Below are 16,062 nucleotides of genomic sequence, written 5' to 3'. Positions count from 1 at the left end.
TAGCGCATTCAACATAATTTGTTCGTCTGGAGTGATACTACTTGTCATGGAAAATACAATCAAAAAACATAGATTTTGAAAAACTATTAATTGAAGAAAGCTTGTTTTTTAATGGGAATGGCTATATCGGAATACGTGGTAATTTAGAAGAAGGTTTGCCAGAACATGTAGAAACAATCCGTGGAACTTATATCAATGGCTATCATGATATCGTCAACATCCCATATGGGGAGAAACTATTTGGTTTTCCCGAAACACAACAAAAACTAGTAAACATTATGGATACACAAGGAATTGAAATATGGGTTGGGAGCGATCAGGAAAAGGAAAAGGTCTCTCTATATACTGGTGAAGTTCTATCCTATAACCGAATTCTTCATATGGATAAAGGATTGACAGAGCGAATACTACATTGGCGATCCCGTCAAGGACATGAATTAATCATAAATTTCACCCGACTTGTTTCCTTTCATATACAGGAGCTCTTTTATCAATTTGTTACATTAACACCGATAAGTAATCCTATTCCCGTTCAGATTGTGTCGACAATGAATGGGGACGTGAAAAATTATGCGAATAGAAATGACCCTCGAGTTGCAAGTGATGATAAAAAGCATATCAAGATTAACCAGCTATTACAGTGTGAGGACTATAGTTTCATAGAATTGGAGACATGTCGTTCAGGCCTCCGGTCAGCTGCTTTATCAACAATGAAGCTATCCAATCCATATGCAAAATATCATTATGAAATGAAGAAATCAGCTATTGTATCTACCGTTGATTTTCAATTATCAGCGGAAACTTTCTTAGATAAACGAACATTTATAGCTGAATCGACAAGATATGAGGATTTAAGAAAAGAATTAGTTGCTATTAAAAAAGAATCAGCTTCCCTAAATTATCATGAGATTGCTATTCAGCAAAAGAGTTACATGAATTCATTTTGGAACGATACCGATGTCATCATTCAAGGTGATGAGCAAATTCAAGAAGCTATTCGTTTTAATTTGTACCACCTACTACAATCAGCTGGACAGGATGGGAAAACAAGTATTGCAGCAAAAGGCCTTTCTGGTGAAGGCTATGAAGGACATTATTTTTGGGATACAGAAATTTATCTACTCCCTATGTTTACTTTGACAAATCCAGCACTAGCGAGAAAACTATTACTTTATCGGTATACGATTCTCAATTCTGCTAGAGAAAGGGCAAAGGAGATGGGCCATAAGAAGGGAGCCTTGTATCCTTGGAGAACAATAACAGGAAAAGAGTGCTCCTCCTATTTTCCTGCTGGCACTGCACAATACCATATTAGTGCTGATATCGCTTATAGCTATGTTTATTATTTTTTAGCCACAAATGACATGGAATTTTTAAAGGAAGCTGGTGCAGAGGTATTACTCGAAACTGCAAGACTGTGGATTGAGGTTGGACATTTTAAAGAGGATGAATTCCGTATTGATACTGTTACAGGACCAGATGAATATACTGCGATCGTAAACAATAATTATTACACTAATGTAATGGCGAAATATAATCTACAATGGGCATATAACATTATCTTGAAATTACAAATCGAAGAGCCAATATTTTGGAAAAGGTTAAAGGAAAAGCTTTTATTTACAGAGGGTGAACTAGAAAGCTTTAAACAAGCTGCAGAAAGAATGTACCTACCTTATGATGAAAATAGGCAGATAAATCCTCAGGATGACACGTTTTTACAAAAGGAAATTTGGGATTTTGAAGGTACACCAGCGGAACATTATCCGCTGTTACTACACTACCACCCGTTAACCATTTATCGGTATCAGGTATGCAAGCAAGCCGACACTGTACTTGCCCATTTTTTAGTGGAAGATGAAGCATCTGAAGCGGTGATCAAGAACTCATATGATTACTATGAGAAAATCACCACACATGATTCCTCGTTATCCTCATGTGTCTTTAGCATGATGGGAGCTAGAGTAGGCTATGTAGAAAAGGCATATAATTATTTCATTGAAACAGCTCGATTAGATTTAGACAATATCCAAGGAAACACCAAGGACGGATTGCATATGGCTAATCTGGGAGGGACATGGTTAGCAATAGTCGCCGGGTTCGCAGGACTTCGATTAAAGAAGAATGGCATCTGCTTCAGACCTCAGCTACCAAAAGCATGGAAAGGCTACAAGTTTCCTCTGCGATACCAGGGACGTTCACTGTTTGTCCATCATAATCAAGATCATTTTACGATTGAGCTTCTAACTGGTGAGCCTGTTACTATTTCTATCTGGAATAAAAATTACACCGTCACAAAGGATAAACCGATTTGCCTACCATCTGCTTCAAATGAGGTATTAACGTATGATTAAAGCCTTTATTTTTGATTTAGACGGGGTCATCACCGATACTGCTGAATTGCATTATCAAGCATGGAAACGATGTGCCGAAAAATTAAATATTACAATTGATTCAAAGTTTAATGAACGGTTAAAAGGTATCGGGAGGATGGAGTCTCTTGAACTTATCTTAGAGCATGGTGGGAAACAAAATCACTTCACGGAGAAAGAAAAAAGAATAGTAGCAGAGGAAAAGAATGAATACTATAGATCCTTACTATTAGAAACCCAATCACTAGAGATGCTTCCTAACGTGCACACCCTTCTACTCGATATAAAACATTCCGGATATAAGCTAGGATTAGCATCCGCAAGCAGAAATGCTCCGTTAATTTTACAAGCGTTAGGAATTACTCAATTATTTGATGTACTAGCCGACCCGAGTATAGTGAAAGGAAAGCCTGCACCAGATTTATTCCTTCAGGCAGCAGCACTTCTACAAGTGGAAACACAGGAATGTATTGCAATTGAGGATGCACAAAGCGGCATCGAAGCGATTAAACGAGCAGGAATGTTCGCGGTAGGAGTCGGAGATGTTACCTATTTAAAACAGGCGGATTACGTTGTCCCTACCACAAAAGAATTATCATTGAACGAGATTTTAGTTAAATGGTGGGAGAAGGAGTATAATTAAAGATGGCGCACTGATTGTGCGCCATCTTTAATTAGTAATCTATCATATCCGATAATACATAATGGTAAATTAACTTTTCTGTATTAATCAGAGATTTTTCATGTGTCCGTTCAAACGCATGAGAAGAGTCAATTCCCGGTCCAATTAAACCATGAACAATATCATGACCAGATTTAATGGCAGCAGATGCGTCTGAGCCATAATACGGATAAATATCTAGCTTGTATTCAATTGAATTTTTCTCCGCTAGCTCTACTAGTCGCTTACGTAAGCCATAATGATATGGTCCAGTAGCATCCTTCACACAAATAGATACCGTATATTCATCTGTAGACTGCCCATCACCCATTGCACCCATATCTATTGCCAAGTATTCCACTGTTTCTGGTGTAATATTGGAGTTTCCACCGTAGCCAATTTCTTCATTATTGGAAATTAGAAAATGTGTTGTATAAGGTAAGGTTACATTCTCTTCCTTTAATCGTTTTATGAGCTGAAGTAGGATCGCGACACTTGCCTTATCATCTAAATGTCTAGATTTAATAAAACCATTTTCTGTAATTTCAACACGTGGATCAAAGGATACGAAATCTCCTACCTCAATTCCAAGCTCTCGAACTTCCTCAGGGCTACTAACTTCCGCATCAATACGGACTTCCATATTTTCTTGATTTCGTTCTGCTTTTCCTGCGTCCTTATATACATGAACAGAAGTTTGATGCATTAAGATCGTACCTGTATATGTTTTTCCGCTTGAGGTATGAATTTCACAATATTCACCTTCAATCGAGTTGTAGCGGAATCCACCAATAAGATCTAGCTTCAGACGACCACTACTTTTTACTTCCTTTACCATCGCACCTAGTGTATCCACATGAGCTGTTAGCATACGATGCTCATCTTGATTGTTACCAGGTAACACCGCTAGTAATCCACCTTTTCGGCTACGCTTTGTTTCTACATTTAAATTTTTTAAGAAGTTTTCAGCAAATTGGATTACATTTGCCGTATATCCCGTTGGACTTGGAATAGAAACTAACTGCTTTATTAATTCTTTCGTTTCATTGACATTTGGGTATGTAGACATGTTGAAACTCTCCTCTCTTTATATCAATTAATTCTATAGTATCGTTATTTCGTGTAGATGAACAGCGTTTATTACCAGCTTTTGTAGAAAAAATATAGGGCAAATGAGTATCTCATCTCTCATTATCGCCTTTACTTAAACAGTGTAACAAGAAGGTAATTTATTAGAAAGAGGATATGTTGAGAAAAATTTTTCAGGAATTGATTAGAACTTACTAGCTCATGAAAGGTTTTTTAATGGAGATGAAGCTAACTTTGAATACCCCAATTTTTTAGTATTTATTAAGATAGAATTTGTGTAGGAGGAAATCATCTTTGACAGGAAATATATAATATTGATGTAATAAGAAAAATTTATTAGATAGCATTATTATTAGATCAAAACCATGACGAGACGTTCATTATGCTCGGGTTACAACACCTTGAATGTGGCTTAGTGACAGCATTTTAAACGATTGTTTTTATTTTATAAAGGAATTCTATGATATTTATTTATTAGTAGACTTTTAGGATTTCCTCTTGATTAATTTAAAAATCGTGTTATATTAGTTAATAATTTCTATCATACACAAATATGTAATGCTTTACAGCTATGAAGCGTTTTAGTAAAAGAATATATTATTGTATCCAAATCACGAACCTAGTAATTCACTTATTAGCAGCAAAAAGAGACTGGATGGTTGCTGAAAATCCAGGCGATAAGTAGGATGAAATACACCGTGTGCAGTTTTGGAAATAAAGAGTGAATGAGTGACATCATTAACAAGGGTGGTACCGCGGAGAGCTTCTTCGTCCCTATTTGGGGCAGGAAGCTCTCTTTTTTATTTCTCACATCATAGAAGAGACTTATAGTTAAATTATTTTAGTTATCTTTCACTAGCTACACTTTTCCAAAAATGAGCAATGCACGTTACGCTTATCTTTATAAACATAGGAGGTTATCAACATGAATCAAGTGAAGAGTGTATACACTCCAACCATTAGGGAAGCGATTTTTCTTACATTTTTTATTATCGGGACTACTAGCATTAGTATTATAAAATTTTCTGCAGCTCCACATATCCCTATATTAATCGCTATTTTCCTGTTAATTATTTTTGGACTTATAAAAAAGATTCCTTTTAGGCTTTTAGAGGAGAGCATGATAAAAGGGGCGCAATCTGGCCTAGGGGCTATTTTTCTCTTTTTTTTAATTGGTTTATTAATTGCTACATGGATTGTTAGCGGGACGATTCCGACCTTAGTATACACAGGTTTTCAACTAGCAACAGCTCATTTTTTCTATGCTATTGTCTTTTTAGTAACTGCTATCGTCGGGATAGCAATTGGCAGCTCCTTAACGACTTCTGCTACCATTGGCGTAGCCTTTATTGGGATAGCGTCAGCATTTGACGCTTCAATGGCTATTACTGCTGGTGCCATTGTATCGGGTGCCTTTTTTGGGGATAAAATGTCACCATTGTCCGATACAACTAACCTTGCATCAACTATCATGAAAGTAGATTTATTTGAGCATATACGCAATATGGCGTGGACTACGGTGCCTGCATTTATAATTAGTTTTATCGTATACGTGTTACTATCTCCAAATGACGCAAATGTTGATTTAAGTAAAATGGAAAGCTTTCAGGAGGGATTGAATGCAACTAATTTAGTCCATTGGTACAGTTTGCTTCCAATTGTCCTACTCGCAATATTTGCATTAAAGAAGGTTTCTGCATTTATCACGCTAGCATTTAACTCTATTTTTGCGATAATCCTTTCCTTTTTTCACTTTCATACAACTGGGAAAGAATTGTTCCAAATTATTTTTAATGGCTATGTATCTTCAACCGGAAACGAAGCCATTGACAGCTTACTCACTAGAGGCGGATTAAATAGTATGATGTCTACTATTTCTTTGGTGATATTAGCTCTAAGTATGGGGGGACTTACATTCGCCCTGGGAATTATCCCGGTTTTATTGCGATCAATTGAGAAAGCATTAAATAAGATTGGAACAGTTATCATGACAGCAGCATTTACGGCCATTGGGGTGAATATTTTTATCGGGGAGCAATATCTGTCTATTATTTTAACTGGAGAAACATTTCAACAATCGTTTGCCCGACTTGGTCTAGCAAATAAAAATCTTGGTAGAGTAGTAGAAGACGCAGGAACTGTAGTGAATCCACTCATACCTTGGAGTGTTTGCGGGGTGTTTTTAGCTAATGTCCTTGGTGTGAATACACTGCACTACTTGCCCTTTGCCTTTTTCTGTTTACTATCTCCAATCCTGACAATACTTCTTGGCTTCACTGGTAAGACTTTATCTTTTATCGAGCCCAAAAAGTAGGAGATCCAAAACGGGTCCTTTAAGAAAAATGATAGCAGAGATACAATAACTCACTTCCCCTACAATAAGAAACATCCCTAAAAAACAGATGCAAATGACAATTTGTATCTGTTCCTAGGGACTTTTCATTTGAAGGGAGAGCTTCTGTTGAAGCTACAACCACTTATCCGTTTCATCGGACAAATCTATTTCTATTATAAGGGTTAAATATAACTTGAGATAAATACAAATTGCTATCTCTCCAATAAAAGGATTTCGCTTCTATAACATGTTTTTTAAAGTTTTAGAACATGCTCAGAAACGAAATAATTCCTTATGAAAATGTTTCTTTGTATTCAAGAGATTTTTTACATAGCTAGAAACCGTTGTAGTATAAAGCCTAATTAATTATTTTGCATCTTCATTCTCTTCCAAGCGCTCATTCCGCCCTTGACGTTAAAAATTTGGTTAAACCCATGCTTTTTTAATACTCTTGCAGCCTTTGAGCTTCTAATACCACTTTGACAAATAACAACAACATCTTTCGTCTTATTGAGCTCATTAACTCGTTGTGTCAGTTCATAAAGTGGAATATTACGAAACGGAAGTTGATGGTTACGGGTATATTCACCAGGTGTCCGAACGTCAATAAATTGCACATTTTTTTGCTTGAATTTCTCTTTTGCTTCCGTTGGAGTGATATTCGTAATTCCTTTTACTGGAATGAAGCGAGTAACAATTAGAATGACAATAACAATAGCTAGAAGCCAGTAATTTAATTCCATCTCTCTTTTCTCCAATCCTTTTTTTATCCTTATTTAGAATTCAAGTTCATCATCCCATGAAAGCATGCCACCTACCATATTGGTTACACTAAACCCTTTTTCCAATAGAATTTCACAGGCCATAGAACTTCTTCCACCTGAACGACATACCATATAATAATGCTCATTTTTATCAAGTTCATCCAAACGATCTTCTAAATCGCCAAGTCGGATATGGCGTGCGCCAGGGATCTTCCCTGTAGCAACTTCTTCATCCTCACGAACATCGATTATATGTAATTTTTCACCATTTCTCATTTTAATTGCTAATTCATCTGGTGTAATTTCTTTCACATTTAATACCCCCATTTCAAATACTATTTCTATTATAAAGGATTTAAGTAGGGAAAAAAACAAATGAAATAAAAAGCACCAAGTCAAAAGAAACTAAAGCGTTTCCTTTGCCATGGTACGATAAAGCTTTTCAATGATTTATATGCTTTCAAGTAATGTTTGTCTATCATATTGTAAGGATGACAGCTTTTCCTGGAGGTTGTCAAACTCTTCCTTTAGTTGATTTACGATTTTCACTACCTTTGACTGGTTCATATACTGATCAAGTGAATCGTTAATTCTTCCTTGAACCACCCAGTCTACGATAAAACCATAATAGAAATGGTCAACGAATCTTAGTAATTCGGATACGTTCAAATCCATCTGAATCATTTCATTTATATCTAGTAATTCCTTCTGAAATGATCTCATTTTATACTGGGCTACATGTAGGTACTTGGTATTCTAATTTATATTCTGTACACCGTCTATAAATTGCTTCATAGCAGCCAGTTTCGTTGTGCTATGCCATTTTTCTAGTTTGTCTTCTTGACCAGAAAAGTATAGATCTAATACATGACATAGTTCTTGGATATATTCCTTTTCTCCTCCACCTTCTTTTACCATCTGGTTCACTAGATATTCCCAATTCAGGACGATTTCTCCATAGGGACGTTCAGGGTACATCCTGGCAATCTCTTTCGCCTTTTCTAAATCTCTATTTCTATATATCTCGTTCGCAATCCAATGACCAACAAACCGATTGCTTTTATCGATTTTCATCGCTTTGTCAAATTCTATACTTGCTTCATCATACTTTCCTTGCTTCATTAAGGCACTAGCATATATCGATTGGTCATAACCGTCTAATTTGTCTACTTTATCCGAATAGATTTTGAACCATGTATTAAATTCGGTCCAATTCTGTATATCGTAATAATGCTGTACAATATCGAATAACTGCTGTGCTGAATTCGTTTTTAATGCTAGTTCCTCCATATATGGTTTGGCCAATTTGTCACGAGCTATAGTAGTACCGTCCCCGTTCATACCTATTAACCTAACGATCATTCGCAAGCTATGAATATCATCTGGATTATTTTCATAATTTAATTTATATTGCTCTAACGCTTTTTCTGGTTTTTTATTGATCAAGAGCTTATCCGCCCTAGTTAAATCCCGTTCTTTCAAGTAAAAGAATGGGAGATTACCAATTGTTTTATCATCCAAACGATGACCATTACTTTTGGTAATGAGTCGATCATGTTGGTCAAAAGCCTCCACACTCCAGTAAAAACGATTATCTGGGTTGGTAAATGCTAGGAAGGATTTTGCATCATAATCATCTTCATCACCAAAAGCGACAGCACCTGTTTGATTATAAATTTCTTCAATCGGTACAACAATTTCATTTTCTTTCAAATTTGTTTTAAAGCTAGTACTTACAGAACCGTATTCAATTTCATAAGCTAGACTTAAGTTGTAATATGCTGCACCTTCTACATCCTCCCATGAAAAGGTTACTTCATCATCCCTGATTACCTTCTGGTTTACTGGTGACTTGATTTTCATTAATTCTTGTAGGGTCACATTATAGGTGATATCCTTACTCCCATCGATATCAATCCAATCATCCATTTGAATAGGCCAAGTCCATCCATCGATTTGGTCATAGTAAAAGCCTAGAAAGATTTGATAGCGATTCGGGAGGACACCGTTAATTACAAATCTTCCTTCATCGTCTGTTAGTACGTAATATTCATCAGGCCCTACACTCTGGTTAACACTGCTTTCATCTCGTAAAAATACACCAACACCTCTCATCGGTGTCCCATCACTTCGAACTACCTTCCCAGATACACTTACTACATCTACTGTACCTTTTTCCATCGCCATGCTTAAAGATCTTTCTAATGATGTTAATTGTTGATAGACAACACGATTTTCCACTTTGTCTTCCTCAATCGATTCATCCTCGTCAGAACTGTCCTGCCATTTCTTCTGCTCTTCATTAAACTCTTTCTCATATTCCTTAATTGCCTTTGTCACTTCTTCATAAGCTTCGTTAAGCATACCTTGCGCGAGAATAATTTCAGTTCTTAGCTGTGTCACTTGAGCTAACGTGTCATAGTTTTCTGTGCCAAGCTCCTGTAGTAATTCTTCAATATATTGATTCGCTTCCGTGAATTGGTCATGATTCTTAGTTAATCGAATCCGTTCCACTAGCAACTCGTTTCGATGATATTCTTCTAAGGGGGAGAAGCGCTTCGAGGCATCAAACAACGTATGTTTTGCCTTTTCCAAGTCTCCTTCCATCTCATAATGAGAAGCTAGCATTTTTGCAGCTGTAACTAAAAATCCATTAGGAGGTGCTTGCATCACATATTCTCTTATAAAAGGTTCCTTCTCCTCCCAACTAAATTCAATATAATTCTGGTCTTCATTTGCCCAATGCGTTAAGGACGGACCAATATAAATATCGAAATTAGTTAATAATCCATCACCAATCATATATTCCTGGATTAAATCATATTTTTTTGTTTCCATTTGAGTCGTTCTTAGTAGGTCCAAAATTTCCTGCTTCTCTTCCACCTTACCAGCAGTGATATTTTTCTCTGCAACATAGATTTCAATATATGGGAAAACAAAAAAGGATAGAAAAGAAATGAGTGTTAGCATTCCAATTATCATAAAAACGAGGTGCTTCACCTTCATTTTAATCCTCATGCTTTTTCAACTCCTTTTCAAAAGCATCCTTCCAATAATAATTGCCTGCTACATTGATTAATTCTCTTTTCTCATTATCTGAGTTACTATGTTCTGTTGGTTTTATTTCAACATAACCGATCACCATAATAAGCAATACAAATACGGCACTAACCGGGACGATTGGAATAGTTAATTCCTTATTCCAGAGCTTAAGGAATTTCTGCTTCCAAGTTTTAGGATAGACCCTGTTTAGCACTTCCTTTTGTCCAGAAAATTGAATTATTTCTAATTCCTTATCTAGTTGATTTTTGAGATGCTCGTTCACTTGCTTCAAGAAATTCCTCTCCCTTCAGTAAAATCTCTTTTAACTTTACTCGTGCTCGTTTTAATCGTGTTTTAACCGTGGTTTCTTTTTCATTCGTATAAACTGCTATTTCTCTTATTTTCATTTCACTAAAATAGTAAAGTGTAATGACTTCTCGGTACTTATAGTCTAATTGATGAATGGCATCACTAAGATTTTCATTCCAGACTATCTTTAATAGTTCTTCCTCTGGGGTAGAAGTAAACACTACTTCCTTTGACAGTTCATTTTCAAATGGTAAAAGAATATGCTTCCAGCTCCACCTTCTCATTCGATTGCGACAGCAATTGATCACAATAGAGGTGAGCCAGCTTTTTAATTTTGTCGGATTATCCAGCTGCATTATTTTCTCAAATGCAGTAACAAATGTATCCTGTACTGCTTCTTCTGCGGATTGATGATCCTTTAGCAGAAGATAGGCGGTACGAATCAAGTAATCACCATATTGGTTCATTAATTCAATTAATGCACTTTCCTCTTTATCTCTTAGTCTATCAACAAGATCCAAGCAGGCTCCCCCCCTTTCTATATACTTAGATGCACTCTTTACGAAATAAGTTGCGATAAAGTAAAAATAATTTATCGGGAAAATAACATGAGTTTTATTAGAAGATTTCAAATCCAGTCGTTACGCTAATTGTTATCAAACTTTTGGCTAAATAGCTTTCTCCAACATATCGATTTAATTACATAATAAAGCACCCTTCCATTTAGGAAAGGTGCTAGGAAATATCGACTCCTTATTTTCACTAAAATGATTTTTCCTCATCCGCTTTTGCCAAATTTAAGCGGAGCCCATATCCAAATCTACACACCCTATTGCTGTGAATTTATCTCTTGTAGCTGTTCGATGTAAAAATATCGGTTTTAAATCTTATTTCCCGTATTGATGAAGAAGCTCCAAAATATGTCTTAACTCTGAAATTTCAATTTGTCCTGGTGCTGATTTGTTCACACCGGAAGCAAACGTTGCTGAAGAACCAAACAATTCGCCAGTTAACCTACTAACTACGCCTTTATCCCCCATTGCTATTGTAATAAATGGTCGATTAGCAATGTTCTCTTTTATCTCTTGTGTTGTATCTAGTAATGTAATTACATCATGGGCACTATTTGGCATCACAGCTAATTTAGGGATATCTGCACCAAGCTCCTGCATTTTAGAGAATCGTGTAAGTAGCTCCTCCTTATGTGGTGTACGCTGAAAATCGTGGTTGGAAAGTACAACGAAAACGCCATTTTTCTTTGCTAATAAAATTAACTCCTTTATTAAACCTTCTTCAAGAAAAAGCTCAATATCTACCAGATCCACTAATCCTGAAGAAATAACTTTCTTCAGAACCTCCCTGTAATGTTCAAGGGAAATATACTTCTTCCCATCTTCATTTTCCGTCCGAAAGGTAAATAGTAAAGGGGTATTTACAACATTTTCTCGAATAACCCCAAGCGTCCGTTCAATGGAAGTGGGATCATCAGCCGCATCATACAAATCTGCACGCCATTCAAACATATCTGGCTGCATTTTTAGTAAACTTTCTATTTCTTTACATAACGCCTGCTCTGTTGCCCCTACTAGCGGGACAATAATTTTCGGTACGCCTTCACCTATTACAATATCCCTTACTTTAAGAACATTCATCCAACTTTTACTCCTTCATATATTAAACTAATAGTATCATACCACCTATTCAATTAGTAAAACTAGACATCCCCCAATCCCCATTTTGAAGATATTTCACTTAAAGGGAAGTCACTTATGGTTACAAAAATAGGAGAGACCGAAACTTGGATGGTATTTTTTCAGGATACAGAAGGTCACATCCCATGCTTTAAGGAGTAGAAGACAATCAAATGAATAAATGGCTAAGGAGATATTCTAGGCCATTATGCTAAGAATAGCTATTTAGGTTTCCTTTTTAACAGTAATGCTATAAGAAATACTAATCCGAGGTAACCATAGAATGGATATAGTGTGGTGAGAAGTTGATTATATCCAAATTGGCTTATACAGAAGATAACAGCTAAAATTAGCCAGACTGCATGATGGTATTTTATCTGAAGGCTTACCTTCAATTGCCGTGAAATCCCATAAACATTGGCAACAACTGTATTAAAAATCTCCCCATATACAACAATTATAAATAAGATATGGATGAAAGAACCAAGCAATTTGATAATCTCTGCCATAGGTATGTCGAAGCGAAAGGTCTCTGGATTAGTAGCTAGGGAAAAATGACCTAAAAGTAACATCAAGCATAATCCTAATCCACCGAAGAAACCACCCCATTTTAGCACATTCTCATCCTTTATTTCTTTTCCTAATGGTACAAGGACCACAAGAGCAGTAATGATGTTAAAGGATGCATAAGTAAAAGGAGAAGATACCCATAGAAATTGGTGTGGAACCTCTTTAAAAGTAAGCATCCCGAGTAGCTTATCTGGTTGATGGTCGAACACTGAGATGAAAATAAACAAGCTAAATAAGATGATAATTGGAACAATATATGCGTTAATTGCCATTATTCCTTTTAACCCTTTTAAAACAACAAGATAACAAATGACAAGTGTAGAAATAACTCCAACCTGAAAAGGAATTCCTAGCTGTTCTTGAAATACCGCACCAGCTCCCGAGAGCATCACAGATGTGACCGAGATAACAATGACAAAAATAATAAAATTAACAATTTTTCCAAGCTTATATCCAAAAATATGTTCATTGAATTCTTTATACGAATAAGCTTCAATACGTGCTGCAATTATCATTATCTTATTTCCAAATAGAATAAATAATATACAGCTTATTACCACTCCAATTGTTCCAATCTCACCATATTTACTAAAGAATGTAACAATCTCTTTACCGGTAGCAAAGCCTGCCCCAATTACTGTTCCAATATAAGTAGCTGCTACTAGTAATACAGAAATCCATTGCTTCATTTATCATTCCCCCAATATTAATCTATGTTATTGGGGGAAGAAAAAGACAAGCTATTTTTATATACTTGCATACCTATTCTTCTATATCGGTTCCTCGTCTTAATATCTCGATTTCTTCATCAATCCTATCCAGATCAATTTTTTCAAATAACAGTTCAACCTTACTTAAAGAAACAGGATTATAGCTAGCTTCCATCCATTTCATCTCACTTATTCCTAGCATTCTTTGCAGCGTCTGACTTGAAAATGGTAGAAATGGATTCAACAACTGAGCAAGATTAGCTATTGTATAAACACAGGTTGCTATTGTATTTGCACAGCCTATTTCATCCTCTTTTATCTGGTTCCATGGTTTCTTTTCATCAAAGTATTTATTAGAATCACGAACGATAGAAAACAACGCTTCAATTGCCAATTTAAATTTTGTGTCTTTAATTAAGGCTCCAATCTCATCATATGCTGCACATACTCTTTTCCTAATCATTGAATCGACTTTTCCTTTTGGTGTAGTGCACCCATAGTACTTCTCAACAAATTTCAATGTCCGATTAACAAGGTTTCCATAAGCACCAAGCAGCTCACTATTATGACTATAAATAAACTCACGCCAGGAAAAATCAGCGTCCCTACTCTCTGGTGCGTTAGCAATTAGAAAGTAGCGTATCGAGTCAGGCTGATATCTTTTCAAAATATCTGGTACCCAAATTGCCCAATTACGACTAGTTGAAAGCTTTTTCTGTTCAATGGTTAAGAATTCATTGGATACAATATGAGTAGGTAGTGGCTGTTTATCTATGCTTTTCAAAATAGCTGGCCAGATGATACTATGAAACGGAATATTGTCTTTACCATGGACATAATAGGATATTGTTTCTTTATTCCAAAACAGAGCTTCATCAGCTTGATGCTCCTTGGCCCATTGTTTGCTTGCAGAATAGTAGCCAATGACAGCTTCAATCCAAACATATATTGTCTTATTTTCGAACCCCTTAACTGGAACACGAACCCCATTTGAAAGATCCCTAGATACAGCCCGGTCCACCAGTCCTTCCCTTAAATAACGCTCTGATAGCTGGATAGCATTATCCCGCCATAGCCCTTCTTTTTTAGCATGAGAAACAAAATTTTCAAGTTCTTCTTGTAATGCACGCAATTTCATATAAAAATGCTCTGTCGATTCCACAATCGGTGAGTCTCCACATGTTCTGCATCGTTTTTGGATTAATTCAATTGGGTTTAATAGCTTTGAGCAATAATCACATTGATCCCCCCTCGCCTCAGCACCACAGTTCGGACATATTCCTTCTACATAACGATCAGCTAAAAACTGATTACAAGTCTTGCAAAAGCACTGACTTTCCACTTTCGTATATAATTTATCCTTCTTTAGCAATTCCAGAAAAACTTCCTGTACTACTTGATGATGCAATGAATGATCAGTTCTTGTATAGCAATCGAAAGTGAACCCTAATTTCTCAAAGCAATCCTTAAATTCATTATGATATTTATCTGCAATCTCCTTAGTTGACACTCCTTCTTGCTTAGCCTTTATTGCAATTGGTGTCCCATTACAATCGCTCCCCGACACATATAGAACATCCTCCCCCTTTAAGCGAAAATATCTTGCTAAAACATCTCCCGTTAACAAACTTGATAAATGACCAATATGCAGTGAGCCATTTGCATATGGCCAAGCACCACCAATAAACACACTCATTTCTTTTCTCCTCCTTTAAAATAGTAGATTGTTCTTCCATTGTTCATTTTGAACTTGGATGACTTGTGAAATGATGTATAGAATACTGCTATGATTCATTTCGCTCGGGATTATTTTCTGAAATGATGCATAGAGCTTGGCTATACTTCATTTCATCCCATATTTTTTTCCGAAATGACGTATAGAGTGCTCCTATACTTCATTTCATCCCAAATTATTTTCCGAAATGATGCATAGAGGGCTTCTATGCTTCATTTCACTCCGGAATTATTTCCTAAATGATGCGTAGAGGGCTCCTATACTTCTTTTCATTCCGGAATATTTTCCAAAATGATGCATAGAGGGCTCCTATACTTCTTTTCACCTGAGATTCTTTTCCGAAATGATGCATAGAGCTTACCTATCCTTCTTTTCACTCCGGAATATTTTCCGAAATGATGTGTAGAGTGCTCCTATACTTCTTTTCACCGGAATTCTTTTCCGAAATGATGCATAGGGGGCTTCTATGCTTCTTTTCTCTCCAGAATATTTTCCGAAATGATACGTAGAGGGCTTCTATCCTTCATTTCACCTGAGATTCCTTTCCGATATGATGCGTAGAGTACTCCTATGCCTCTTTTAACCCGAGATTATTTTCCGAAATGATGCATAGAGCCGCCTCTGCTAATACCAACTAATCTTTCCATGGAAATACAAAAACCCTCGCCCCTAGATATCATCTAAGGACGAGGGTTAACTCGTGTTACCACCTTAATTTACTAATAACTCACATTATTAGCCTCTGTAAGTACGGAGTTGGAAACAACCCTTATACTTTGACATT

At 36.2% G+C, this 16,062-nt stretch carries 13 protein-coding genes and 1 other annotated feature (1 of these 14 running past the window's edge); of the genes, 3 read left to right on the top strand and 10 right to left on the bottom strand.

What is annotated here, in order from left to right; translation table 11 throughout:
• Positions 1-41 precede the first annotated feature (41 nt).
• Positions 42-2,354, top strand: coding sequence for a glycoside hydrolase family 65 protein (locus HNR27_RS03295; RefSeq protein ID WP_429338740.1), 2,313 nt, complete (start codon positions 42-44; stop codon positions 2,352-2,354).
• Positions 2,347-3,015, top strand: coding sequence for a beta-phosphoglucomutase (gene pgmB / locus HNR27_RS03290; RefSeq protein ID WP_429338739.1), 669 nt, complete (start codon positions 2,347-2,349; stop codon positions 3,013-3,015). Before HNR27_RS03295 ends, pgmB begins: the two co-directional genes overlap by 8 nt.
• A gap of 31 nt (positions 3,016-3,046) precedes the next feature.
• Here the strand turns inward: pgmB and HNR27_RS03285 are convergent, their stop codons facing one another.
• Positions 3,047-4,102, bottom strand: coding sequence for a M42 family metallopeptidase (locus tag HNR27_RS03285; RefSeq protein WP_429338738.1), 1,056 nt, complete (start codon positions 4,100-4,102; stop codon positions 3,047-3,049).
• Positions 4,103-5,047: 945 nt separating this feature from the next.
• On the opposite strand from HNR27_RS03285, the gene nhaC reads away from it, so the two are divergent.
• Positions 5,048-6,436: a Na+/H+ antiporter NhaC gene (nhaC, locus tag HNR27_RS03280; protein WP_429338737.1), complete on the top strand. Its 1,389-nt coding sequence runs from the start codon at positions 5,048-5,050 to the stop codon at positions 6,434-6,436.
• Between the two features lie 383 nt (positions 6,437-6,819).
• Here the strand turns inward: nhaC and HNR27_RS03275 are convergent, their stop codons facing one another.
• The 9 genes from HNR27_RS03275 to metG all read right to left on the bottom strand — a co-directional run bounded on the left by HNR27_RS03275 (position 6,820) and on the right by metG (position 15,239).
• A complete protein-coding gene (locus HNR27_RS03275) occupies positions 6,820-7,200 on the bottom strand; it encodes a rhodanese-like domain-containing protein (protein WP_429338736.1) in 381 nt (126 codons plus the stop codon).
• A gap of 33 nt (positions 7,201-7,233) precedes the next feature.
• Entirely contained in the window at positions 7,234-7,533 is a 300-nt protein-coding gene (locus HNR27_RS03270; RefSeq protein ID WP_212922154.1) for a rhodanese-like domain-containing protein, read from the bottom strand.
• Between the two features lie 138 nt (positions 7,534-7,671).
• Positions 7,672-7,944 (bottom strand): hypothetical protein, encoded by a 273-nt coding sequence (locus HNR27_RS03265; RefSeq protein WP_429338735.1) that lies wholly within the window; start codon positions 7,942-7,944, stop codon positions 7,672-7,674.
• 33 nt (positions 7,945-7,977) lie between these two features.
• Positions 7,978-10,239, bottom strand: coding sequence for a hypothetical protein (locus HNR27_RS03260; protein ID WP_429338734.1), 2,262 nt, complete (start codon positions 10,237-10,239; stop codon positions 7,978-7,980).
• On the bottom strand, positions 10,229-10,555 hold the full coding sequence (locus tag HNR27_RS03255) for a hypothetical protein (RefSeq protein ID WP_429338733.1): 327 nt from the start codon (positions 10,553-10,555) through the stop codon (positions 10,229-10,231). The genes HNR27_RS03260 and HNR27_RS03255 overlap by 11 nt, the downstream gene beginning before the upstream one ends.
• The gene (locus HNR27_RS03250; protein ID WP_429338732.1) at positions 10,515-11,093 is read right to left on the bottom strand and encodes an RNA polymerase sigma factor; all 579 of its coding nucleotides are present in this window, start codon (positions 11,091-11,093) and stop codon (positions 10,515-10,517) included. The genes HNR27_RS03255 and HNR27_RS03250 overlap by 41 nt, the downstream gene beginning before the upstream one ends.
• 366 nt (positions 11,094-11,459) lie before the next feature.
• Positions 11,460-12,224 (bottom strand): type I 3-dehydroquinate dehydratase, encoded by a 765-nt coding sequence (gene aroD, locus HNR27_RS03245; protein ID WP_429338731.1) that lies wholly within the window; start codon positions 12,222-12,224, stop codon positions 11,460-11,462.
• A 260-nt stretch (positions 12,225-12,484) separates the two neighbouring features.
• Positions 12,485-13,522, bottom strand: coding sequence for a YkvI family membrane protein (locus HNR27_RS03240; protein WP_429338730.1), 1,038 nt, complete (start codon positions 13,520-13,522; stop codon positions 12,485-12,487).
• A 73-nt stretch (positions 13,523-13,595) separates the two neighbouring features.
• On the bottom strand, positions 13,596-15,239 hold the full coding sequence (gene metG, locus HNR27_RS03235; protein WP_429338729.1) for a methionine--tRNA ligase: 1,644 nt from the start codon (positions 15,237-15,239) through the stop codon (positions 13,596-13,598).
• Positions 15,240-15,957: 718 nt separating this feature from the next.
• Positions 15,958-16,062: a binding site (T-box leader), on the bottom strand; it runs 162 nt beyond the window's last position.

It is taken from the genome of Ornithinibacillus bavariensis, from assembly GCF_050433565.1.
GTDB lineage: Bacteria > Bacillota > Bacilli > Bacillales > Amphibacillaceae > Ornithinibacillus > Ornithinibacillus bavariensis.
This window is presented reverse-complemented; position numbering and strand designations above follow the sequence as displayed.

Bases quoted from the DNA above. Each gene is read 5' to 3' on its own strand.
- nhaC (WP_429338737.1), top strand. From the start codon at position 5,048: ATGAATCAAGTGAAGAGTGTATACACTCCAACCATTAGGGAAGCGATT.
- HNR27_RS03260 (WP_429338734.1), bottom strand. From the start codon at position 10,239: ATGAGGATTAAAATGAAGGTGAAGCACCTCGTTTTTATGATAATTGGA.
- HNR27_RS03240 (WP_429338730.1), bottom strand. From the start codon at position 13,522: ATGAAGCAATGGATTTCTGTATTACTAGTAGCAGCTACTTATATTGGA.
- HNR27_RS03285 (WP_429338738.1), bottom strand. From the start codon at position 4,102: ATGTCTACATACCCAAATGTCAATGAAACGAAAGAATTAATAAAGCAG.
- HNR27_RS03275 (WP_429338736.1), bottom strand. From the start codon at position 7,200: ATGGAATTAAATTACTGGCTTCTAGCTATTGTTATTGTCATTCTAATT.
- pgmB (WP_429338739.1), top strand. From the start codon at position 2,347: ATGATTAAAGCCTTTATTTTTGATTTAGACGGGGTCATCACCGATACT.
- metG (WP_429338729.1), bottom strand. From the start codon at position 15,239: ATGAGTGTGTTTATTGGTGGTGCTTGGCCATATGCAAATGGCTCACTG.
- aroD (WP_429338731.1), bottom strand. From the start codon at position 12,224: ATGAATGTTCTTAAAGTAAGGGATATTGTAATAGGTGAAGGCGTACCG.
- HNR27_RS03265 (WP_429338735.1), bottom strand. From the start codon at position 7,944: ATGAGATCATTTCAGAAGGAATTACTAGATATAAATGAAATGATTCAG.